Here is a 20,660-nt window from a genome sequence, read left to right as displayed (position 1 = left end):
ACATGGCCAAGTCTAAGCTGGCCTGAGCACCTTGGAAACCTCACGGGATTTCCTTAAAAATTCGGATTTTGCCCCTAAATTGCTACTAGTATACCCTTAAAGCCAGCCAGTGTCAATTAAATAAGTGAAAAAGCCCCCTAAAAAGGGAGCTTTCTTTCTATTGCTTTCGTGTTTTCTTGTAACCGAACAGAAGAGCTACACCAGCAATTACCAAGACTAGAGCTAGTAACCAACCAAAGTTGGATTCTTCCCCTGTCTTAGGTAAGGCTTTCTTCTGAACAACAGGTGCTTGAGAAGCTTCTGAGCGGGATTCAGACTGGCTGTTATTGTTTGCTGTTTTATTAACTGTTACCTGTTGATTATTGGCAGCCGGCTTGTTAGCAGCTTGATTAGCATTATTATTTTGTTGATTAGCTGCTACTTTATTATCAGTCGCATTCTGATTGTTAGCTGGTTTGTTGCTTTCATCAGGTTTTGCTGTCGATGCAACACTTGAGGTAGGATTTTGGCTTGTCGTATTGCCGCGGCTATTTTCATTTGGCTTAGCACTTGTTTCGTTGCTACTTGCTTTATCAACCGCTACAGGCTTGTTAATTTCATTAGTGCCGGCTTGACTAGTGCTAGAGGCACTATTTTGGCTAGGAGTCGTGGTGTTAGCACTAGGTGCTGCACTACTCTCACTACTTGTTTCAAGAGCTGGAGCATTTGGAGTAATAGCTGTTGGTACAGAATTGTTCGCATTTTCCCAGGCTTCACGCATTTGGCGTTCTGGCTCATAAAGAGGCAATTCAATGACATTGCGAACACCCGGTTCTGTCTCAGCCTTAATCCCCAAGTTCTTCAGAACTTCAGCTTCTGTTGTGTAAACCATAATATCTGCTGTATAGGCTGACAGGTTACCTTTAGAAGTTGAGTATTCTGTTAAATAACTGGATACCTTGAGGTTGAAGCGTTTTGGGTCCATCATAATGCCCCGTTCATTAAACCACTCCACCGTTTGAATGATGGAAGCATCTTTAGATGAATGGGTCAAGAAGTTAACTTCTTGAATAAACTGTCCACTATATAAATCGTAGATACTGTATTTTAAGATAGCGTTCAAGCTCTCTGCGTGAGCCGCAAAAGACGGCACTAGAATAGTCGCAAATAATAGTAAGGTCGCGATTATTTTTTTGAATGATCTCATCATCGTTTCCCCCTTGAGTGGATTCTCGAATCTCGTTACACTCATTATACATCTATTACAAATCAATTACAAGCTTTTAGGCTATGAATCCGCTACTTTTTTGCATAAAAAAGGCGCTATTCCAAGCAGATAAGCCCTTTCACAACCATTTAAGAAAAGAGCCGAGGATTCCCCCGGCTCTGACCAATATATCATATATGATATATTGGGAACTTAATTAGACGTGAATTGGGTGACCTAAAGCCAACTCAGCAGCATCCATAACTGTTTCAGCTAAGGATGGGTGTGAGTGGATTGTCAAGGCGATGTCTTCAGCGTTCAAGCCGCCTTCAACTGCCAAGGTCAATTCAGCAATGATGTCAGAAGCGTTAACCCCTGCGACTTGTGCCCCTAAGATGGTGTTGTCTTCCTTATCAACAACTAAACGTACAAACCCTTCAGTTGCATTCAAGGACAAGGCACGACCGTTCCCAGCTAATGGGAATTTAACAGCTTTAGCATTCAAACCAGCTTCTTTAGCTTGGTCTACAGTGTAGCCTACAGAAGATAATTCTGGGTCAGTGAAGCAGACTGCTGGCATTGCCACGTAGTCAACTTCAGATGCTTGCCCAGCGATTGCTTCAGCAGCAACCTTAGCTTCGTAGCTTGCTTTGTGGGCTAAGGCTGCACCTGGAACAGCGTCACCGATGGCGAAGATGTTTGGTTTGTTAGTGCGACCTTGTTTGTCAACGTTGATCAAACCACGTTCGCCCACGATAACCCCAGCAACTTCCAAGCCGCAGTTATCGGTGTTAGGACGGCGACCAACTGTTACTAAGCAGTATTCAGCTTCAACGGTGTGTTGTTTGCCCCCTACTTCATAAGTAACTACAACAGACTTGTCTTTTACTTCTGAGTTCAAAGCCATAGCGTTGGTGATGATGTCTACACCCTTCTTAGCGAATTCATTTTCCACTAATTTAACCATGTCTTTTTCAAAAGTTGGGATGATTTGGTTAGAACCTTCCAAGATTGTAATCTTAGTCCCGAAGTTAGCGAAAGCACCTGCTAATTCTGAACCGATGTAACCCCCACCGATTACCACCATAGAAGATGGAATGTGGTCTAGGGCCAAAGCACCAGTAGAGTCAATCACGCGGTCGCTGTACTTGAAGCCTTTGATTTCGATTGGGCGGCTACCAGTTGCCACGATGGCATTGTTGAAGCTGTAAGTTTGAGCTGAATCTTCTTTGACAACACGTAAAGTATGGTCATCTACGAAGAAAGCTTCCCCTTCGATAATCTCTACCTTGTTCTTCTTAAGCAACATGCGAATCCCGCCGGTTAACTTAGCAACAACTTCTTTGTCTTTCCATTCTTGGGTACGTTTGAAGTCCACAGTGATATCTTTGGCAATAACCCCAAAGTGGTCACCGTGTTTAGCATTGTGGTAGGTGTGGCCAGCGTTGATCAAAGCCTTAGAAGGGATACAGCCTACGTTCAAGCAGGTCCCCCCGATGTAGTCTTTTTCAATGATGGCAACTTTTTGGCCGAGTTGAGCAGCACGAATAGCTGCTACATACCCACCAGGGCCAGAACCAATCACGACTGTGTCGAGTTCAATTGCGAAATCTCCTACTACCATAATCTATTTCACCTTAACCTTCCATCAATAATAATTCTGGGTCAGCCAATAAACGTTTCAATTCGTTCATTGCATTTTGTGCAGTGGCACCATCGACGATACGGTGGTCGAAACTCAAGGACAATTTCAACATACGGCCAACAGCGATTTCGCCTTCAGCGTTAACCACTGGTTGAACGTTGATTGTCCCCATCCCTAAGATAGCAACTTCTGGGTAGTTAATGATTGGTGTGAACCATTGACCACGTGCAGAACCAATGTTAGAGATTGTAATAGTCCCTTGGCTCATGTCTTGAGCAGTTAACTTACCTTCGTGAGCTAAAGCTGCCTTGCCGTTGATTTCATCTGCAATGTCAAATACTGACTTAGTGTTAGCGTCCTTGACGTTTGGTACGAAGAGGCCACGTTCAGTGTCAGTTGCAATACCGATGTTGTAGTAGTTCTTGTAGACAATTTCTTGGCTAGCGTCGTCAATAGAAGCATTGAGGACTGGGAACTTCTTAACAGTTGCTACTAAAGCTTTTACCACGTATGGCAAGAAGGTTAACTTAGTACCACGGTTAGCGGCAATGTCTTTGAACTTCTTACGGTGATCCCATAAAGCAGATACTTCTACTTCATCGAAGAGGGTTACGTGAGGAGCAGTGTGTTTAGAGTTAACCATTGCCTTAGAAATTGCTTTACGCATTGGAGATAATGGTTCACGAGTTTCAGCTTCACCCTTACCAGATACATATGGTTGTGCTGGTGCTGCTGGTGCTGCCGCTGGGCTTGCTACTTCAGCTGGTGCTGCTACTTCTGCCGCCGCAACTGGTGCTGCTTCGCCGTTGAAGGCCAAGACGTCAGCCGCCACAACGCGACCACCCTTACCAGAAGGCGTTACTAAACGAATGTCAACACCCTTGTCACGAGCTAATTTACGAACTGATGGCATTGCTAAGACACGCTTACCTTCACCTGCAGGAGCGCCTGTTGGGGCACCTGGGCCTGCTGGTGCTGCAGGTGCAGCTTCCGCAGCTGGAGCCGCTTCTGGTGCAGCTGCGGAAGCTGGTGCTGCATCGCCATCGTCTTCGTGGCCAGGAGCGTCGATTTCAACTAAAACGTCCCCTACGCGCGCAACAGTTCCTTCTGGAACCAAGATTTTTAAAATTTTACCAGTAACTGGAGATGGAATTTCCTCAACCGATTTGTCGTTTTGGATTTCCACTAATGTATCGTCTTCTTGAATGGTGTCGCCTTCTTTGACGTCCCATTTTACGATTTCGCCTTCGGCAATCCCTTCACCGATATCAGGCAATCTGAATTTAAAAGCCATGTTATTTACTTCCTTTCCTCAACTGAATATTAGAAGTTGTATACTTCGCGTACTTTTTCTTCGATGTCTGTTGCGTTTGGCAACCAGTCATGTTCGGCTTGACCGAATGGGAAGATGGTGTCAGGTGCTGCAACGAAACCAACTGGTGCTTCTAAGGAAAGAACCGCACGTTCAGTGATTTCAGCCATTACGCGAGCGCCAACCCCTGCTTGACGTTGTGCTTCTTGAACCACAACTACGCGACCAGTTTTCTCAGTGGTTGCGACAATCGCTTCGATGTCAAGTGGTTGCACAGTACGTAAGTCAAGGATTTCAACAGAGATCCCGTCTTTTTCAAGTTTTTCAGCCGCTTTAACCGCTTCACGAACCATTGCCCCGTAAGTGATGATGGAAACGTGGTTCCCTTCCTTCACGACATTAGCTTTGCCTAAAGGAATGGTGTATTCAGCTTCTGGCACTTCCTCACGGAAAGAACGGTAGAGTTTCATGTGCTCTAAGAAGATAACTGGATCGTTGTCACGGATAGATGACAAGAGCAAGCCTTTGGCATCGTATGGACCAGAAGGAATAACTACCTTGATACCTGGAGATTGAGCTAATAGACCTTCCAAGTTATCAGCGTGCAATTCTGGCGTGTGAACCCCACCACCGAATGGTGCGCGGAAAGTGATTGGCATGTTACGGCTACCGCCAAGACGGTAACGAGTACGTGCTGCTTGAGCAACAACAGAGTCCATTACTTCGAAGACGAAGCCTAAGAATTGGATTTCAGGGATTGGACGGAAACCTTCCAAAGCCAAACCGATGGCCATACCACCGATACCAGATTCTGCTAAAGGAGTGTTGAAGACGCGGTCTTCACCAAATTCTGCTTGTAAACCTTGAGTGGCACGGAATACCCCCCCGTTCAAGCCGACGTCTTCCCCAAAAATAAGGGTACGGTCGTCATTGCGTAATTCAATGGCTAACGCTTCTGTGATAGCCTCAATCATCGTTTTTTGAGCCATTATTAGTTATTCTCCTTTGCTTCGAATTTCTTGATTTGTTCTGCTGTGATGAAGTCTGGTGTTTCGTACATGTTCTTCAAGAAGTCAGAAATCTTTTGTTTAGGTGCTTGGTCAGCTAACTTGATGGCTTCCTTGACTTCTTCCTTAGTACGTTCGATCACCGCTTCTTCTTTTTCTTGGGACCAGAGGCCTTTTGATTCTAAGTAAGTACGGAAACGAATAAGTGGATCTTTTGCACGCCATTCTTCTTGAACACCGTCTGGTTGGTAACGGGTTGGGTCATCACCTGATAAGGTATGTGGACCGAAGCGGTAGCACATTGTTTCGATGAGGACTGGACCATTGCCTGCTACAGCGTAGTCACGCGCAGCCTTGGTTACAGCATAAACTGCTAAGATGTCCATCCCGTCTACTTGAATCCCTGGGATCCCAGCAGCAACTGCTTTTTGAGCCAAAGTAGGCGCAGCAGATTGGAGTGAACGTGGCGTAGAAATCGCCCAACCGTTGTTTTGGATGAAGAAGATTGCTGGTGCTTTGTAAGCGCCGGCGAAGTTAATCCCTTCGTAGAAGTCCCCTTGTGAAGAACCACCGTCACCAGTCCAAGTCGCAGCAACTGCGTCTTTACCGTTCTTCTTAAGACCTAAAGCAACCCCCATGGCTTGCACGTATTGTGCCCCGATGATGATTTGTGGTGGATAAGCATTGAAGTCAGCTGGGTAGTTGTTCCCTTCTACGTGACCACGGGACCATAAGAAAGCCTTGTGGAGTGGTAAACCGTGTTTGATGAGCTGAGGCACATCACGGTAACCAGGTAAGATGTAGTCTTCAGGTTTGAGGGCTGCAACAGAGCCTAATTGTGATGCTTCTTGACCAAAAGTTGGAGCGTAGAAGCCTAAACGTCCTTGACGGTTCAAAGCAGTTGAACGTTCGTGTAAGATACGGGACCATACCATATCTTCCATCAATTGAACCAATTCTTCATCAGATAAATCTGGTAATAAATCTTTGTTGACAACTTTACCTTCTGGGCTCAAGACTTGGACCATGTCGAAGTTAAAGTTATCTGGACGCAATAAGTCTTCAATCTTAACTTTTTTTGCCATACTTGTACACTTTCCTCTCTTTATTTAACTACTACCGAGCAAGACAGACTTAATTTCTGTATTACTGGTAGACTGTACCTTATAAATTTACCACTCTTGGCTAGCAAATGCAAGCGCTAAGGCTTGATAATAGTCACTTTAGCCCCTATCGTCCGTTTTTGTGAATGATACAATATAAGGGGCTTTTATCCAAGAAAAACGGTTACTTTTCACCGGAAAGTGGATACATTAAGGGTTGAATTGTAATACTACACTTAAATATCTGTTTCAAAATCGCCATATAATGACAAAACAGCTTGTTATTTCTGGTGTCTTTCAGTCTAATATTTCAGTTAGTGAATTTTACTTCACATGGACTTATTAAAATCACGCGCTTTTGGGGTTGCTCTTCACAATCTAATTGAAGCACAAAAAAGACCTCCTCCCTGATACAGGAAGAAGGTTTATGCTTAGTTTATTAGGCTTTGGCTTTCATGACCCAATGCTGTTCTTGCGCTTGCACCCAATCATGAGGCGCCTCTAGTTCAGCTTGACTTGGCTGATAGACAATCCGTTGACGCTGACGGTCCTGATCTGGATCTGGCAGTGGAATGGCTGATAGCAAGCTCTGCGTATAAGGATGTAGCGGTTGCTCATAGAGCGCTTCAGCAGTTGCTAATTCCACCATGCGACCTCGATACATCATGCCAATACGGTCACTAAAGTATTTAACCATGGCCAAGTTATGGGCGATAAAGAGATAGGTCAAGCCTCGCTCTTCTTGCAAGCCTTGCAATAGGTTAATGATTTGGGCTTGGATGGAGACATCCAAGGCTGAGATAGGTTCATCGCAGACAATAAACTTAGGTTCAACCGCCAAGGCACGCGCAATCCCAATCCGTTGGCGTTGGCCGCCCGAAAATTCATGCGGATAGCGCAAGGCATGTTCAGGTGACAAACCGACTGAAGCCAGAAGCTCGGCCACTTTGGCATCCCGCTCTGATTTGGAGGCTACCAGACCATGGACTTCCATCCCCTCAGCCACAATATCTTGGACCTTCATACGAGGATTTAAGGAAGCATAAGGATCTTGGAAAATCATTTGAACGTCCTTGTTATAATCCAGTCGCTCTCCCTTTGATAAGTCGCTTAAAGCCTTCCCCTGGTAAAGAATCTGGCCATCAGTTGGCTGATAGAGGTTGACAATGGCACGGCCAATGGTTGATTTACCACTACCCGATTCCCCTACTAAACCAAAGGTCTCACCAGCTTGAACGGTGAAGCTAACATCGTCTACGGCCTTAACGACCGTATGGTCCTGATGATAATACTGCTTGAGGTTGCGCACTTCAATTAGAGCTTGTGTCATGCGATTCAGCCTCCTTCTTAGCTTGATAGTAGGCATAGCGTTCTTGAATGCTAGCCGGTGGTGTCACTTTAGGAGCCTCTGGATGCAAAAGCCAAGTCGCGGCATAGTGGCCCGGATTGACCTCAAACATTGGAGGCTGCAGTTCAAAATCAATATCCAAGGCATACTCATTACGGCAGGCAAAGGCATCGCCCTTTGGTGGATTGAGCAAGTTAGGCGGGGTTCCCGGAATGGCATATAGTGGACCTGACGAGGTCAAGGTCGGTGTCGCTGACAAAAGCCCCCAGGTGTAAGGATGCTGCGGATTATAGTAAACTTCATCCACAGGCCCAATTTCGACTAGTCGACCCGCATACATCACCGCCACGCGGTCTGCAATATTGGCTACCACGCCTAAATCGTGGGTAATGAAGATAATGGCCATGCCCTTCTGACGCTGAATATCTTGCAAGAGCTCAATAATTTGTGCTTGAACTGTAACGTCTAAGGCGGTCGTTGGTTCATCGGCAATCAAGATTTCTGGGTCCCCTGCCAAGGCGATGGCAATGACAATCCGTTGGCGTTGACCACCTGAGAATTGACTTGGGTAATCCTTAAGGCGTTGCTCAGGATCCTTAATTCCGCAGAGACTGAGTAAGTTGCAGGCTTCCGCGACTGCTTCTGCACGCGAAAACTTGCGATGTTTGATGATGACTTCCACCAATTGACGTCCAATGGTTAGGGTTGGGTTAAGCGAAGTCATGGGATCCTGGAAAATCATGGCAATTTGCGAGCCACGGATTTTTTCCATTTGCTTATCGCTTAAGTTGCGGAGGTCTTGACCCATAAAATCAATCTTGCCCTCGTTAATGGTGGCACTCTGGCTCAATAGACGCATAATGGCACGGGAGGTCACCGTTTTACCAGAACCTGATTCCCCTACAATGGCTAAAGTTTCACCTTTGTGTAGCTGGAAGTCCACACCTCGAATGGCTTGGACAGTTCCCGCATAGGTTTTGAATTGAACCTGTAAATTCTCGATGCTTAAGACACGTTCTGTCATAAAGTCACCTACTCTTTCATTTTAGGGTCGAAGGCGTCACGCAGGCCATCCGCCAGAAGGTTAAAGGCTAGCATTAGGATCGAAATGACACCCGCTGGATACCACATTAAGTGTGGCAAGAAACGGAAGGTCTTGTAACCATCATTAATTAAGGTCCCCAGACTAGCTGCTGGCGCTGGAATCCCAATCCCAATGAAGCTTAGGAAGGCTTCGAAGAAGATGGCTGCCGGCAAAGCAAACATGACTTGGACAATAATCAGGCCCAGCATATTAGGCAGAATGTGACGGAACATAATTTTAAGGGTTGATTGCCCCAGCACACGAGCTGCTAGCACATATTCTTGCTGCTTGATACGAATAGTTTGAGCCCGTACCACACGAGACATGGAAATCCAGCTGGTCAAGGCAATGGTGATAATAATAGACACAATCCCTGGTTGGAGCACCAAGAGCATGAGGATGACGATGACTAGGTTAGGAATCCCTGATAGGATTTCTAAAATCCGTTGCATGAGGGTATCGATTTTACCCCCAAACCACCCAGAAACCAAGCCATAAATGACACCAAAGACTAGGTTAATGGCTGCTGCTACAAAGGCAATCAAGAGGGAAATGCGTGTTCCATAGAGGATACGCGACAGCAAGTCACGGCCTAGAGCGTCAGTTCCTAAATAATAGTAGGTACCTGCCGGTACTTTGGCAGCAGCATAGCGGTCAACTAAGTTGCCCGCCCGGTTGGCCCCATAGCCATTAAACCAGGATAAACCTTCTAGTCCTGGAATCTTAGGTGGCAAATTGGCATAGGATGGATTCTGAGCCGTTGGTGAGTAAGGCGCAATCCAAGGCGCCAGAATGGCCAAGATAATAAAGGCCAGAATAATAATCAAGGAAACCATAGCCGCTTTATTGCGTCGCAAACGGCGCCAGGAATCCTGCCAGAAACTCAAGGCTGGCACATCACTCATGGCATCTTGGCGACCACAGTCACGCTTAGCCAGTTGCAATTTTTGCGCGGTTAGGTCCCCTGCTTGAGCTAGTAAAGCCTCATTATAGGAAGACTTAGCTAATTCATGTTGCATCTTAGGCACCTCCGGTCAGACGGAGTCGTGGATCAATTAACCCATTGACTATGTCAGAAATTAAAATCATGACCACTAACAAGGTGGAATAGAGAATGGTAACCCCCATAATGGTTGGGAAGTCGTTCACCATAATCGACTTGGTGAATTGTTCACCGATACCTGGAATGGAGAAGATATTTTCCACTACCAGGGAACCTGTCATCAAGCCAGCCGTCATAGGCCCAATAATAGATAGGAGTGGGATGATAGCATTGCGTAAGGCATGGCGCATCACCACATAGAAGCGGCTGAAGCCTTTAGCCCGAGCTAGTTCAATATAATCCGCATTGAGGACTTCAATCATTTCCGTCCGGACGAAACGGGCCGCATCCGCCATCGGTGACAGGGACAAGGCAATGGTTGGTAAGACGGTTGAGGCAAAGCCATCACGCCAGAAGGCAATCGGGAACCAAGCTAAGACCACGGCAAAGAGAAATTGCAAGACAACGGCGAAGACAAAGCTTGGAACTGAACGGCCCGCAATGGCAAAGACCGAAGTAAAACGGTCAATCCAGGTGTTTTGGTAGACTGCCGAAATGACACCTAGGAAAGTCCCCAGTATAGTCCCCAGCAACATGGCCTGCAAGCCCAATTGCATAGAGGGACCCGCCCGGTCAATAATAAGCTGTGAAACTGGCGTATTGTTAAATTGGAAGGACACCCCTAGGTCTCCCTTGAGAATATTGAGCAAGTAACGCCCATATTGAACCCAAATTGGCTGGTCCAGGCCATACTTAGCGTTGAGGGTTTGAATTTGGGCAGCAGTCAACTGATCTTCATTGGAAAATGGCGTCCCTGGCAGGAGTTTCATTAAGAAGAAAGTGACAGTTACAATAATAAAAAGCGTCAAGAGCATGTAGGCTAGGCGCTTGACCATATAACGAATAAAGGCTTTCATAGGTCACATCCTTTGTCCCCTTGATTGGTGTCTTAGGGGTCTAGTATCTCTTATATTATAGCCTATCTGCTCCTTGTGCTCTAGTCACTTGCTCTAAAAAATCAAAATTCCATTTGAATGTTATGCTTTGGCTCAAAAAAGAGCAGCAAAATCCTTATTCTACTAGGCTTTTTGTCTTGTTGATAAAGTCAGCAAAAAGACGAACATTCTAGTCACTTCTCCCCTACCTTTCTGATGATCGACACAAAAAAAGCTGAGACAGAGTCTCAGCTTGAGCCTAGGACCTAGGCTTCTTCATTGCTTACTTCTTCTTTTGGTTCTAAGTCAGCTACTGAAGGACGTACGCGTTCGCCTTGTTTAACAGTGGCAACAGCGCTTAATTCGTAGGTTAAGTAAATGCCTTCGCAGTCTAAGACAACCAGACGGTTAGCCAAGTCGACTTCTTCAACAACCCCGTGTAAGCCACCGATTGTTACAATGGCATCCCCTTTTTTGAGGGCCTGCAACATTTGTTGCTTTTCTTGAGCTTGGCGTTGTTGTGGGCGAATCATGAAGAAGTACATAACCCCCATGATTAAGACAAAGGGTAATACACTAACTAGTAAATCCATTTTGTCACTCCTTATTGTGTTCTATAATCTATACTTTATCAGACTCTGCTATAAATTGCTAGCAGTTTCTAGAAATTACGCGCATTGGCCTTGCTATAACCGTATTCTTCGAAGAAGGCTTGGCGGAAGTCTAGCAGCGAGTCATTTTCAATGTGGTAACGAACTTGCTTCATGAGATTGAGCAAGAAGTAGACGTTATGAATGGAAGCCAGACGTAGGCCGAAAATTTCGTCACACTTAATCAAGTGGCGAATGTAAGCTCGACTGTAGTGCTTGCAGGTGTAGCAATCGCACTTCTCGTCGATTGGACGGAAGTCGCGGGCATACTGAGCATTCTTAACGACCAGACGTCCTTGACTCGTCATACAGGTCCCATTGCGGGCAATCCGTGTGGCCAAAACACAGTCAAACATATCCACCCCACGAATGACGCCATCAATCAGCGAGTCAGGTGAACCAACTCCCATTAGATAACGTGGCTTGTGCTTAGGCATGACAGGCGTCAAATAATCCAGGACTTCATTCATCTCTTCCTTAGATTCCCCAACTGACAGGCCTCCAATCGAATAACCTGGGAAGTCCATGGCAATCATATCTTGAGCATGGGCTAGGCGTAAATCCTTGTAGCCTGCCCCTTGCAAGATACCAAAGAGGGCTTGATCCTGTGGACGTTGGTGGGCCCGTAAGCCTCGCTCAGCCCAACGCGTCGTCCGTTCGATTGAGCGTTTGACATAGTCATAAGACTGGTCAAATGGTGGACACTCGTCAAAACTCATGATAATGTCGGCACCTAATTGGTTTTCAATGTGAATGGCCTTTTCAGGCGACAGGAAGAGTTTCTCTCCATTAATATGGTTGCGGAAGTGGACCCCTTCCTCCGTGATTTTACGCATGTCGCTGAGGGAGAAGACTTGGAAACCGCCCGAGTCAGTCAGAATCCCCTTGTCCCAGTTCATAAATTTATGTAGGCCACCGGCTTCCGCTACCAAGTCTTCACCTGGTCGTAACCAGAGGTGGTAGGTGTTGGCTAGGACAACGTCTGCCCCCATCCCCTTGAGTTCTTCAGGCGACAGGCCCTTGATGGTTGCCAAGGTACCGACCGGCATATACATGGGGGTCGGGAAGGATCCATGCGGGGTATGTAAGATTCCCAGGCGGGCGCCAGTATGTTTTTCTTCTTTGATGAGTTCATACCAGACTGCTGGTTTGGTCATGTCATCGACTCCTTTATCTGTTCAGTGCTCTCCCATTATAGCAAATTTTGCCTGTCAAAACCACCACTTTTGCCGCGGTCGGATTAGACAAAAAGCAGCGAGACCTAGGCCTCGCCGCTCATACTTATTTTGGTTGTTTTAAGACATCGTTCAAGGCTTCCGCAATGGTTGGATGGGTGAAGAGGAAGTCGCGAATTTCAGTGTAAGGCACCTTGGTCTTGATAGCTAATGCTAAGAAGTTAATGACTTCTGGTGACATAACCCCATAGTGAGTGGCACCCAGAATGGTTTGATCTGCCTTGTTGACAATAATCTTGAAGCTACCGCGGTCATTGCCGATGACTTTGGCTTTAGGCACAGCCGCCATTGGTAAGCCGAAGACTAAGACCTCATGACCTGCTTCCACCGCTTGCGCTTCCGTCAAGCCCACATGTGATAATGGCGTTTGGAGGAAGACGGTGTAAGGAATGAGATTACGGTCAGACACCTTGCGAGACTTGTCGCCCCAGAGTTGGTCTTTGACAATGCGGAAATCATCTAGAGATACATAGGTAAATTGTGGCCCACCTTTGACATCACCCAAAGCGTAAACGCCAGGAACTGCTGTTTCTAAGTGTTCATTCACCACAACCGCACCTTGAGCATCCAATTCAATATCCGTATTTTCTAAGCCTAATTGCGCGGTATTTGGACGGCGACCAGCCGCCACCAGGATGGCATCAGCTTCTAGGCGTTGACTTTGCCCTTGGTAGTTATAGGTCACAGTCCCACCCTCAAAGGCCAAATCTTGAATGCCTAAGTAGAAGGTCAAACCAGCAGCTTCCATATCTGCCTTAATTTGAGCGGCAATTTCTGGTTCTTCACGTGGCATGAAGCGGTCAAAAATATCCAAGACGGTCACTTCAGAACCGAAGGTCCGGAACATATCAGCCATTTCCAAACCGATATACCCTGCCCCTACCACAACTAAACGTTTTGGCAACTTTTGTAAATCCAAGGCTTCTGTTGAAGTTAAGACAAAATCATTGCCTTCTAAGCCAGGAATAGCTGGTAAGGCGGTCTTAGCCCCAGTGTTAATGAAGATGCGGTCCCCTGTCACTTGACGAGTTTGACCGTCAGTCAAGGTGACTTCAAGACTGTGGTTGCCAGTAAAACGAGCCCAACCAGTCCAAACTTCGGCACTTGCTTCATCTGCAATCATGTGATAGTTTTTGTCGTTTAAAGCAGCAATTAACTTAGCTTTACGAGCAGCCGCTGCTTCGAAGTCTAAGCCTTGGCCTGCTGCTTCAATCAAAGTCTTAGATGGAATACAGCCGATGTTGATACAGGTCCCCCCGTACATCTTAGGAGAAGCTTCAATTAAGAGCACTTGTTCTTGACGACTAGCCAAGGTTTTCGCTAGGGTTTTGCCCCCTTTACCAAAGCCAATCACGATATTTTGATAATGTTGTGTCATGTTAATCCCTCATTTCATTCTTGCTATAATCCTAGTTTAGCTCGCTTGCCAGGAAAAAACAATTAGGTACTTTTTGGTAACTAGTGGCCCCCAATCAAATCCGATCTTTGGATCGCCGTAGCTCCCGGCAAGAGACTGCTGGCGCGGACTAAACTGCCATAGCCATAGCGCTCCCTAACAGCATCCACCACACGTTCTGCCCTTTCTTCTTGGGCAGACTGCTCTGGATCTTGGAAGAGAGAGAGCTGGGTTGGGCCGGCTGCCTGCAGATGGCTGACGGTCAGATGCAGGCTCTTAACAGGTAGGCGGAAATAGTGACGCTTGAGCAAGGTCTGGCTGTGGGCCATGAGTTGCTTGCTACTAGATGTCAATTCAAAGGTCATTTGACCACCCGAACGCTTGGGGACGATGTCCTTGCCATAGCCTATACCCAAGCCTAAACAAGATGTCATCCGCCCCTCTCGTCGCAGGCGGCTAGCTAGGTTATCAGCCATTTCTCGGACCACCAAGGCGATTTGCCTATAGTCCAGATAGTTCCTTTCCAAAATCTGGGAAGCACTATAGACCTGGCTCTGAGGACTATAAGCCTCACGTATGACGCTGGCATCTAAACCATTGGCGTGATAATAGAGTTCTGCCCCCTTGACCCCAAAGCGGGCCTTGAGTTTGCCCAAATCAGCATGAGCCAAATCCCTTACGGTGTAAATCCCCATGTCCTCTAATGACCTCTGGGTGCGACGGCCAATCCCCCAGAAATCACTCAGCTTTTCAATCTTCCAGACAGTCTCTGGAATCCTAGCGTAGGACCAATAAGCCAGATAAGGCGGCCGGTACTTGGCCACATTATCCAAACAAAGCTTGGCCAGTAGCAGATTGTCCCCTATGCCCACACAGGTCGGCAGGCCATAGCGCTTGTAAATTTCATGCTGAATCTGCCAGGCAATTTGATAGCTAGAGCCAAAGAGCGCGTGACTGCGCCCCACATCCAGAAAAGCCTCGTCAATCGAATAAACATGCAAATCCTCCCAAGCCACATACTGAAGGAAAATTCGGTTGATATCATGGTTACGCTGAACATAAAGATTCATTCGCGCCGGCGCCAAGACGATATCCGAATCCCGCTTAGGTAAATCATAAACTCGACTGCCAGTGCCGATGCCGTATTCTGCCTTCATACGGGGACTGCTGGCCAGGACCAAGCCTCCTTTGAGATGGGGCCTGGAGACCACGCAAAGCTTGGCCGTCAGCGGGTCCAGTCCCCTTTCTACGCATTCAATACTGGCGAAGAAGGACTTGCAGTCAATGCAGAGAATGTCCTGTTTGGGGAAGAGGTCAGGGTCACGCTCAAGCATGGTCCCACCACTTGGTTGGCTCATAGACTTGGACGTGGCGGATGGTCTCATATTCAACCGGTGAGTTGTCGATGAGGACAAACTGATCCGCCCGTCCAATGACCTGCCCCATATAGTAAGCATGGCGCTCTGCTACCTGGACATTGAGGGTCACCTTAACCCTCAGTCTTTCTTGGAAAGCCCGCTGGAGTTGAGCATCAATTTCGGACTCGGTCATGACCTCTGGCGCCTGATAAGTCGCCAAAACTTCCTCTCGATTAGCCAGAACACTGGCCTTCAAATGAGGGCTGGAGAAAAACGGCTGCCACTTCTTCATGCCGCGGTCATGATAATTTGTATTCATTGCCATTGTATTCACCTCATCTTAAGTATACGAACGTATGTTCGTTTTGTCAATGAACTTGCACCCTATGAAATAGAAAAAGCCTCTTCCCTAAATCTAGGGAAGAAGCTTCTCTCTTCTTTATAATGTCGCCAATTTGGCTACAATCGCTTGTCCTAAAGCTTGATGATTTGCCTCGTCCATGTGAACGAAGTCTATATTGGAAGGTTGGGCCACGGTTTTAGCATCTAAGAAGGCCACGCCGTACTGGTCACAAATTCTTTCCAAGATATTGGCTAGGTATTCTGATTGCATAATGCCATACTCATCAATTTCCTGGTATAGGAATTCGGGATGATTCATAAGGCCACGCCCCACCACGATAGGCGATACCACCAAAATTTGGGGTGGAACCTAATGGGCCCAGTTAGCAGGATTCTGAATGTATTTAATCATTTCCCCAATACCTAAGGCAATCTGATTGGCGCATTTGCCAAAATGACGCTTGAACTCATTGGTCCCCAACATGATGACTACCTGATCCAGCGGAGCATGGGATTGCATGACCATTGGCAAGGCCGTCATGCCGTGTCGCTCAGGATTCTTATGGTCGGGGCTATTGACCGTTCGGCCATTGAGCCCTTCTTCGATAATTTCATCCTCTGGCCGCAAAGCTGCCAAGACACGGGTCCAGCGCTTGGGATGACGACTGGCATTAAGGGGATTGAGGCCCCAGGTATTGCTGTCACCAAAACAAAGAATCCGCATGCTAGTCGCCTACTTTCCTTTGGCAGTCTTAACCTTACCCGTCCACTCAGTCATACCACCCTTAAGGATGTAAATGTCATTATAGCCATTGCGTTTGAGACGGAAAGCCGCACGTTGGGCGGTCCCGAAAGCCTCGTCTACTAGGTAAATAGCTTGGTCCTTACGGATTTCCTTGAAGCGCATCTTGAATTGAGAACTTGGGATATTACGCGCCCCTAAGATATGACGAGCCTCAAACTCAGCCGCTTCACGAACATCGATTAATTGTCCCTTACGCCCTGCTGCAATCAGGTCTTCTTGCTTAATGGCTTTGGCGGCATAACGGCCCATGCCCCACAAGATCCCATAATAGAGGGTGTAAATCACAATAATACTTAATAAAACAACGGTAATAAAATTCAGAATTTGCATGCTTCTACTCCTAGTCCTTATTTAGGGCAAGACGTACTAATTGGGCTGCCCCGATGACCCCAGCATCGTTCCCTAACTCTGCCAAGACAAGCTGAGTGGTGTCTTTAATTGGTGGGAAAACATATTGATTGAAAAATACTTGAATTTTGTCCAAAAGGAAGGTCCCGGCTGCGGATACCCCGCCACCCACCACAATCTTAGAAGGGTTAAGGGTATTGGCCACATGAGAACATGCCAAACCTAAATAGCGCGCGAACATATCCACAATGTGGTTAGCGAAGAAATCGCCATCCTTGGCTGCGTCGAAAATTAATTTAGAAGAGAGCTCGTCGCCATTATCAACGGCTGCCTTAATTGGTGAGTCACCGGCGTATTCTTCGGCAAACTTACGGGCTAGGTTGACAATACCAGTGGCTGAAGCGACTGTCTCCAAGCAACCTGGCTTACCGCAGGTACATGGAATTGGGTCCGTCGTTTCGACCGTAATATGGCCGACTTCCCCAGCTGCTCCGTTGGCACCGCGCACCATTTGGCCGCCAGAGACGATACCGCCCCCAACACCTGTTCCTAGGGTAAACATAACCACATTGGCTTCGCCATTACCGGCCCCTTTCCATTGTTCCCCTAAGGCTGCCACGTTGGCATCATTATCAAGGAAGAAAGGCATATCCAGGGCTGCTTCAAAGGCATCTTTCAGGCGTTGTAGGGTCCGCCAGTTAAGGTTGAAAGCCCCGATTACCGTCCCCGCTTGCGCATCCACCTTACCTGGTGAGCCCATGCCAATCCCTAAGAAATCATCTTTGGTAAGGCCATAACGTTCCATATGTTCTTGAATGGACTGGATAATAGAAGGCACGATGTGCTTACCATCCTCTAGGATGTTGGTTCCAATGGTCCATTTTTCCTGAATTTCCCCTTCTGAGGAAATAATCGCAAACTTGACGGAAGTCCCGCCTAAATCAATACCTAAAATTTTCTTTGACATAAATCTCACTCCTAGCGATAGATAAGGCTATTATTGAATTTAACAATTCCAAAATAAATCAGGCCGGCGCTGATAGCCAGGATGACTAGCAGAACCAAGAGGCGATGCCACCAAGTACGGCGGAAAGAATGTGGCAGCTGCAAGACATAGGTCAAGCCTACCCCATAGAAGGCGCCACCCAAGTGGCCAAAAAAGTCAATGCCTGGTGACAGGAAGGAAAAGACTAAGTTAATCACGATTAAGGCCGCATAGTTCTGGGCTCTTGCACTCAGACTGTAAGAGTCTGGATAGAGATAAGATAAGGCCAGATAACTAGCAAAGAGTCCAAAGACAGCCCCACTAGCCCCGATCGAGACACTATTAGAAAAGGCAAAGGAGACGATGTTGCCGCCAATCCCCGCCCCTAAACTTAGTAGCAAGAAGCGCCATTTGCCCATCAGAGGCTCTAATTCTTGACCTAAGAAATAGAAAGACACACTATTCAATGCGATATGTTGCAAGTCAGCGTGCAAGAAAACAGCCGTTATCAGCCGCCACCATTCATTCCCAAGAACAATCCTAACATTATATTTGGCTCCCAGTAGAATCAAGGCTTGGTACCAGTTCAGTCCAGTTCGGGTTAACCCAAAGGTGCCAATAAACATGGCGACACACACCAATAAAAAGAGGTAGGTCACCCAGGGACCGCGTTGAATTCGGCGCCAGGTTCGTTTTATTTCCATAATACCCTCCGTCCTCTAAATCGTTCCCAATTATTATACCTTATTTTTTGCTTTTCGCCTAGAGCTGATTCAATGAGCGCGCTAACAATAAACGCCCCACTGCCTGGTCATGACCCTCCGCCTGCCAAGCCGTCTGGTCATAATATTGACAAGGCAAGACCAGACTCAACGTTGGCGTCTCAATCTGAGCCAAGAGGCGATCATAATAACCGCCACCAAAGCCAATACGCTGGCCATCCTCCCGGAAGGCTAGGCCCGGCACAACCAAGAGGTCTAAGCTAGCCATAGCCACTGCTGGCTCCGCCTGACTGGGTTGGTAGATGCCACGGAAAACTTCTTCCAAGCTCTCTTGCCCATGATATAGACAGAAATCCAAGCCTCGCTTAGGCATCATGCGCGGCAAGAAAACTTGATAGCCTAAGTCTACCAAAGAATCTAGCCACTGGGCCGTTGGCACTTCTTCTCCTACACCATAATAAAGTCCAATACGCTGATAGCCTTCTTCCACCAATAAAGCCACAAATTGTTGCCATAAATCATCCGTTAATTGCTGGCGACTAGTAGCAGGCATAGACTTAAGGGCGGCTAGGGTGGTTTGTCGCAGGCTAGTTTTTAAATCTGTCACGTTGGTCATAGGAGGCCTCCTTATTTTAAGCGCACTTCAAAAACATAGGGATAGTACTTGCCGGTCACATAGAAGCGGTCCCCTTCAATATGGGCAATCCCATTGAGCACATCAGGCTTACCACCTGGTGTCAACTGAGCTTCCAGCTTATGTTCCTTAATCAGTGTGGTGAAGTCGTACTGGCTCTCAATGACGCCTGTCTCAGGGTCCAATTTCACTATAAAAGGACTCTGCCAAATATTGCCATAGAGCTTGCCATCGACGAATTCTAATTCATTGAGCCATTTAATGGGCTTACCCTGGTCCGTCACAGTCACCTCGCGCTTGAGCTCAAAGTTTTTAGCATCCCGTTCCTGTAACTTAGTAGAGCCATTGGTCATCCAGAGACTGTCGCGGCTAGCATCATAGGCCAAGCCCCAGCCTTCCCCCTCATAGTGGAAGGTCTCCAAAATGGCCAGGGTCTTAGGGTCCCGTTTATAGGCTAGTCCTTCCTTGTAGCTAATCTGCCAGACCGCATCCGGCGTCTGGGTCAGCCCCTCACCAAAGACTTGTCGGTCAAGCCGATCCTTAATTTCCAGCTGGCCAGTTTCTAAATTCAAGACACCTACAACGGAATCTCCATACTGGCCCGTCGACATAAGCAATTGGCCCTCAGGACTTACTTCCAAACCTTGTGTAAACCAACGGTCATCTCGCTCATATTGGGCTAGTACTTCATAGTCAGCCTGGGGGGCTGCCTGCACCAGCTGATTAGATGCACCTAGAGAAATTAGGGCCAAGAGCCCCAAAACTAGAGGGTATTTTTTCATCTCACTCACTTCCTCACTTGAGTTTCGCTCCATGACTTGATATGATGATAGTATCATATATTGAGTGAAGGAGCCACTTATGCTATATAATTTCTTATTAACTTTTATCCGCTTCATTTTCCGCCTAATCAATGGCCGTGAAGTCGTGCAAGGCTTGGAAAATCTTCCTAAAGATCAACCCTATATTATTGCTGCAACCCACCGATCTTTGACTGACCCCTTGTTTGTTGCCTTCGAGACCTATCCTCATCAGATTGCCTTTATGGCCAAGGAAAGTCTCTTCAAGTTCAAGCCACTGGGCTGGCTCTTCCGTAAGGTCAACGTCTTCCCCGTCAATCGCGACAAACCCTCAACCAGCACTATCAAACATGCGGTTAAGATTATGAATGAAGATGGCAAGATTCTAGGAATCTTCCCTTCAGGCTCTCGTCATACTACTGAGATTAAGGGCGGGACAGCCTTCATCCAAAAACTCAGCAAGCAAGCCATCGTGCCTTGTGCCATCCAACCACCTATCGGCTTCAAGCAATTCTTCTTGCGTCGTCGCTGTAAAATTGCCTTTGGCGCCCCAATTCCTTATCAAGAAGGCGTCAAGTACGACAAGGACAAGCTAGCTCAAATTGATGCCCAATTGGCTGAAGAATTTGCCAAATTAGATCATCAACTAGATCCTAACTATCACTACCAACCACGCAAAAAATAAGCTCATCCACTCCCATTATATCATATATGATATAATGG

Annotated in this window: 22 protein-coding genes; 1 reads left to right on the top strand and 21 read right to left on the bottom strand. The window is 46.9% G+C overall.

Annotated elements, in window-relative coordinates:
* Positions 1–157: 157 nt before the first annotated feature.
* From HMPREF3093_RS02975 to HMPREF3093_RS02880, 21 genes are all read right to left on the bottom strand, one after another.
* Entirely contained in the window at positions 158–1,186 is a 1,029-nt protein-coding gene (locus tag HMPREF3093_RS02975; protein WP_070755525.1) for an LPXTG cell wall anchor domain-containing protein, read from the bottom strand.
* A gap of 217 nt (positions 1,187–1,403) precedes the next feature.
* A complete protein-coding gene (gene lpdA, locus HMPREF3093_RS02970) occupies positions 1,404–2,810 on the bottom strand; it encodes a dihydrolipoyl dehydrogenase (protein ID WP_070755524.1) in 1,407 nt (468 codons plus the stop codon).
* Positions 2,811–2,823: 13 nt separating this feature from the next.
* Complete coding sequence (locus HMPREF3093_RS02965) at positions 2,824–4,125, bottom strand: dihydrolipoamide acetyltransferase family protein (protein WP_070755523.1); 1,302 nt, start codon at positions 4,123–4,125, stop codon at positions 2,824–2,826.
* A gap of 29 nt (positions 4,126–4,154) precedes the next feature.
* Positions 4,155–5,132, bottom strand: coding sequence for an alpha-ketoacid dehydrogenase subunit beta (locus tag HMPREF3093_RS02960; RefSeq protein WP_023390704.1), 978 nt, complete (start codon positions 5,130–5,132; stop codon positions 4,155–4,157).
* Between the two features lie 2 nt (positions 5,133–5,134).
* A complete protein-coding gene (gene pdhA / locus HMPREF3093_RS02955) occupies positions 5,135–6,235 on the bottom strand; it encodes a pyruvate dehydrogenase (acetyl-transferring) E1 component subunit alpha (protein ID WP_023390705.1) in 1,101 nt (366 codons plus the stop codon).
* 457 nt (positions 6,236–6,692) lie between these two features.
* On the bottom strand, positions 6,693–7,583 hold the full coding sequence (locus HMPREF3093_RS02950) for an ABC transporter ATP-binding protein (RefSeq protein WP_070755522.1): 891 nt from the start codon (positions 7,581–7,583) through the stop codon (positions 6,693–6,695).
* Entirely contained in the window at positions 7,564–8,625 is a 1,062-nt protein-coding gene (locus tag HMPREF3093_RS02945; protein ID WP_070755521.1) for an ABC transporter ATP-binding protein, read from the bottom strand. The genes HMPREF3093_RS02950 and HMPREF3093_RS02945 overlap by 20 nt, the downstream gene beginning before the upstream one ends.
* Positions 8,626–8,633: 8 nt before the next feature.
* Positions 8,634–9,704: an oligopeptide ABC transporter permease gene (gene opp3C / locus HMPREF3093_RS02940; protein WP_083316250.1), complete on the bottom strand. Its 1,071-nt coding sequence runs from the start codon at positions 9,702–9,704 to the stop codon at positions 8,634–8,636.
* A 1-nt stretch (position 9,705) separates the two neighbouring features.
* Positions 9,706–10,644: an oligopeptide ABC transporter permease gene (opp3b, locus tag HMPREF3093_RS02935; RefSeq protein ID WP_070755520.1), complete on the bottom strand. Its 939-nt coding sequence runs from the start codon at positions 10,642–10,644 to the stop codon at positions 9,706–9,708.
* Between the two features lie 284 nt (positions 10,645–10,928).
* Positions 10,929–11,255 (bottom strand): preprotein translocase subunit YajC, encoded by a 327-nt coding sequence (gene yajC / locus HMPREF3093_RS02930; RefSeq protein ID WP_023390710.1) that lies wholly within the window; start codon positions 11,253–11,255, stop codon positions 10,929–10,931.
* Between the two features lie 68 nt (positions 11,256–11,323).
* On the bottom strand, positions 11,324–12,469 hold the full coding sequence (gene tgt, locus HMPREF3093_RS02925) for a tRNA guanosine(34) transglycosylase Tgt (RefSeq protein WP_070755519.1): 1,146 nt from the start codon (positions 12,467–12,469) through the stop codon (positions 11,324–11,326).
* Positions 12,470–12,593: 124 nt separating this feature from the next.
* Positions 12,594–13,925, bottom strand: coding sequence for an FAD-dependent oxidoreductase (locus tag HMPREF3093_RS02920; RefSeq protein ID WP_070755518.1), 1,332 nt, complete (start codon positions 13,923–13,925; stop codon positions 12,594–12,596).
* 80 nt (positions 13,926–14,005) lie between these two features.
* Positions 14,006–15,301 carry a Y-family DNA polymerase gene (locus HMPREF3093_RS02915; RefSeq protein ID WP_257244486.1) on the bottom strand — a complete coding sequence of 432 codons (1,296 nt, stop codon included), beginning with the start codon at positions 15,299–15,301 and terminating at the stop codon, positions 14,006–14,008.
* Positions 15,270–15,626 carry a hypothetical protein gene (locus HMPREF3093_RS02910; RefSeq protein ID WP_023390714.1) on the bottom strand — a complete coding sequence of 119 codons (357 nt, stop codon included), beginning with the start codon at positions 15,624–15,626 and terminating at the stop codon, positions 15,270–15,272. The genes HMPREF3093_RS02915 and HMPREF3093_RS02910 overlap by 32 nt, the downstream gene beginning before the upstream one ends.
* A gap of 114 nt (positions 15,627–15,740) precedes the next feature.
* Complete coding sequence (locus HMPREF3093_RS09455) at positions 15,741–15,962, bottom strand: SGNH/GDSL hydrolase family protein (protein WP_083316249.1); 222 nt, start codon at positions 15,960–15,962, stop codon at positions 15,741–15,743.
* Positions 15,963–16,013: 51 nt separating this feature from the next.
* Complete coding sequence (locus tag HMPREF3093_RS09450; RefSeq protein ID WP_083316248.1) at positions 16,014–16,367, bottom strand: GDSL-type esterase/lipase family protein; 354 nt, start codon at positions 16,365–16,367, stop codon at positions 16,014–16,016.
* A 9-nt stretch (positions 16,368–16,376) separates the two neighbouring features.
* Positions 16,377–16,778: a rhodanese-like domain-containing protein gene (locus HMPREF3093_RS02900; protein ID WP_070755516.1), complete on the bottom strand. Its 402-nt coding sequence runs from the start codon at positions 16,776–16,778 to the stop codon at positions 16,377–16,379.
* Between the two features lie 10 nt (positions 16,779–16,788).
* Positions 16,789–17,763 carry an ROK family glucokinase gene (locus tag HMPREF3093_RS02895; RefSeq protein WP_070755515.1) on the bottom strand — a complete coding sequence of 325 codons (975 nt, stop codon included), beginning with the start codon at positions 17,761–17,763 and terminating at the stop codon, positions 16,789–16,791.
* 11 nt (positions 17,764–17,774) lie between these two features.
* Positions 17,775–18,485 (bottom strand): rhomboid family intramembrane serine protease, encoded by a 711-nt coding sequence (locus HMPREF3093_RS02890; RefSeq protein WP_070755514.1) that lies wholly within the window; start codon positions 18,483–18,485, stop codon positions 17,775–17,777.
* Positions 18,486–18,543: 58 nt separating this feature from the next.
* Positions 18,544–19,119 (bottom strand): 5-formyltetrahydrofolate cyclo-ligase, encoded by a 576-nt coding sequence (locus tag HMPREF3093_RS02885; RefSeq protein ID WP_070755513.1) that lies wholly within the window; start codon positions 19,117–19,119, stop codon positions 18,544–18,546.
* 11 nt (positions 19,120–19,130) lie between these two features.
* Positions 19,131–19,919 (bottom strand): glutaminyl-peptide cyclotransferase, encoded by a 789-nt coding sequence (locus HMPREF3093_RS02880; protein ID WP_070755512.1) that lies wholly within the window; start codon positions 19,917–19,919, stop codon positions 19,131–19,133.
* A gap of 79 nt (positions 19,920–19,998) precedes the next feature.
* Between HMPREF3093_RS02880 and HMPREF3093_RS02875 the strand changes: the two genes are divergently transcribed.
* Positions 19,999–20,622, top strand: coding sequence for a lysophospholipid acyltransferase family protein (locus HMPREF3093_RS02875; protein ID WP_035363794.1), 624 nt, complete (start codon positions 19,999–20,001; stop codon positions 20,620–20,622).
* Positions 20,623–20,660 lie beyond the last annotated feature (38 nt).

The organism is Abiotrophia sp. HMSC24B09, from assembly GCF_001815865.1.
In the GTDB taxonomy this organism is placed as follows: Bacteria; Bacillota; Bacilli; order Lactobacillales; family Aerococcaceae; genus Abiotrophia.
This window is presented reverse-complemented; position numbering and strand designations above follow the sequence as displayed.

Bases quoted from the DNA above. Each gene is read 5' to 3' on its own strand.
- HMPREF3093_RS02895 (WP_070755515.1), bottom strand. From the start codon at position 17,763: ATGTCAAAGAAAATTTTAGGTATTGATTTAGGCGGGACTTCCGTCAAG.
- HMPREF3093_RS02960 (WP_023390704.1), bottom strand. From the start codon at position 5,132: ATGGCTCAAAAAACGATGATTGAGGCTATCACAGAAGCGTTAGCCATT.
- opp3C (WP_083316250.1), bottom strand. From the start codon at position 9,704: ATGCAACATGAATTAGCTAAGTCTTCCTATAATGAGGCTTTACTAGCT.
- yajC (WP_023390710.1), bottom strand. From the start codon at position 11,255: ATGGATTTACTAGTTAGTGTATTACCCTTTGTCTTAATCATGGGGGTT.
- HMPREF3093_RS02890 (WP_070755514.1), bottom strand. From the start codon at position 18,485: ATGGAAATAAAACGAACCTGGCGCCGAATTCAACGCGGTCCCTGGGTG.
- HMPREF3093_RS09455 (WP_083316249.1), bottom strand. From the start codon at position 15,962: ATGAATCATCCCGAATTCCTATACCAGGAAATTGATGAGTATGGCATT.
- HMPREF3093_RS02910 (WP_023390714.1), bottom strand. From the start codon at position 15,626: ATGGCAATGAATACAAATTATCATGACCGCGGCATGAAGAAGTGGCAG.
- HMPREF3093_RS02875 (WP_035363794.1), top strand. From the start codon at position 19,999: ATGCTATATAATTTCTTATTAACTTTTATCCGCTTCATTTTCCGCCTA.
- HMPREF3093_RS02920 (WP_070755518.1), bottom strand. From the start codon at position 13,925: ATGACACAACATTATCAAAATATCGTGATTGGCTTTGGTAAAGGGGGC.
- opp3b (WP_070755520.1), bottom strand. From the start codon at position 10,644: ATGAAAGCCTTTATTCGTTATATGGTCAAGCGCCTAGCCTACATGCTC.
- HMPREF3093_RS02975 (WP_070755525.1), bottom strand. From the start codon at position 1,186: ATGAGATCATTCAAAAAAATAATCGCGACCTTACTATTATTTGCGACT.
- HMPREF3093_RS09450 (WP_083316248.1), bottom strand. From the start codon at position 16,367: ATGCGGATTCTTTGTTTTGGTGACAGCAATACCTGGGGCCTCAATCCC.
- HMPREF3093_RS02900 (WP_070755516.1), bottom strand. From the start codon at position 16,778: ATGCAAATTCTGAATTTTATTACCGTTGTTTTATTAAGTATTATTGTG.
- tgt (WP_070755519.1), bottom strand. From the start codon at position 12,469: ATGACCAAACCAGCAGTCTGGTATGAACTCATCAAAGAAGAAAAACAT.
- pdhA (WP_023390705.1), bottom strand. From the start codon at position 6,235: ATGGCAAAAAAAGTTAAGATTGAAGACTTATTGCGTCCAGATAACTTT.
- HMPREF3093_RS02945 (WP_070755521.1), bottom strand. From the start codon at position 8,625: ATGACAGAACGTGTCTTAAGCATCGAGAATTTACAGGTTCAATTCAAA.
- HMPREF3093_RS02880 (WP_070755512.1), bottom strand. From the start codon at position 19,919: ATGAAAAAATACCCTCTAGTTTTGGGGCTCTTGGCCCTAATTTCTCTA.
- HMPREF3093_RS02965 (WP_070755523.1), bottom strand. From the start codon at position 4,125: ATGGCTTTTAAATTCAGATTGCCTGATATCGGTGAAGGGATTGCCGAA.
- HMPREF3093_RS02885 (WP_070755513.1), bottom strand. From the start codon at position 19,119: ATGACCAACGTGACAGATTTAAAAACTAGCCTGCGACAAACCACCCTA.
- HMPREF3093_RS02915 (WP_257244486.1), bottom strand. From the start codon at position 15,301: ATGAGCCAACCAAGTGGTGGGACCATGCTTGAGCGTGACCCTGACCTC.
- lpdA (WP_070755524.1), bottom strand. From the start codon at position 2,810: ATGGTAGTAGGAGATTTCGCAATTGAACTCGACACAGTCGTGATTGGT.
- HMPREF3093_RS02950 (WP_070755522.1), bottom strand. From the start codon at position 7,583: ATGACACAAGCTCTAATTGAAGTGCGCAACCTCAAGCAGTATTATCAT.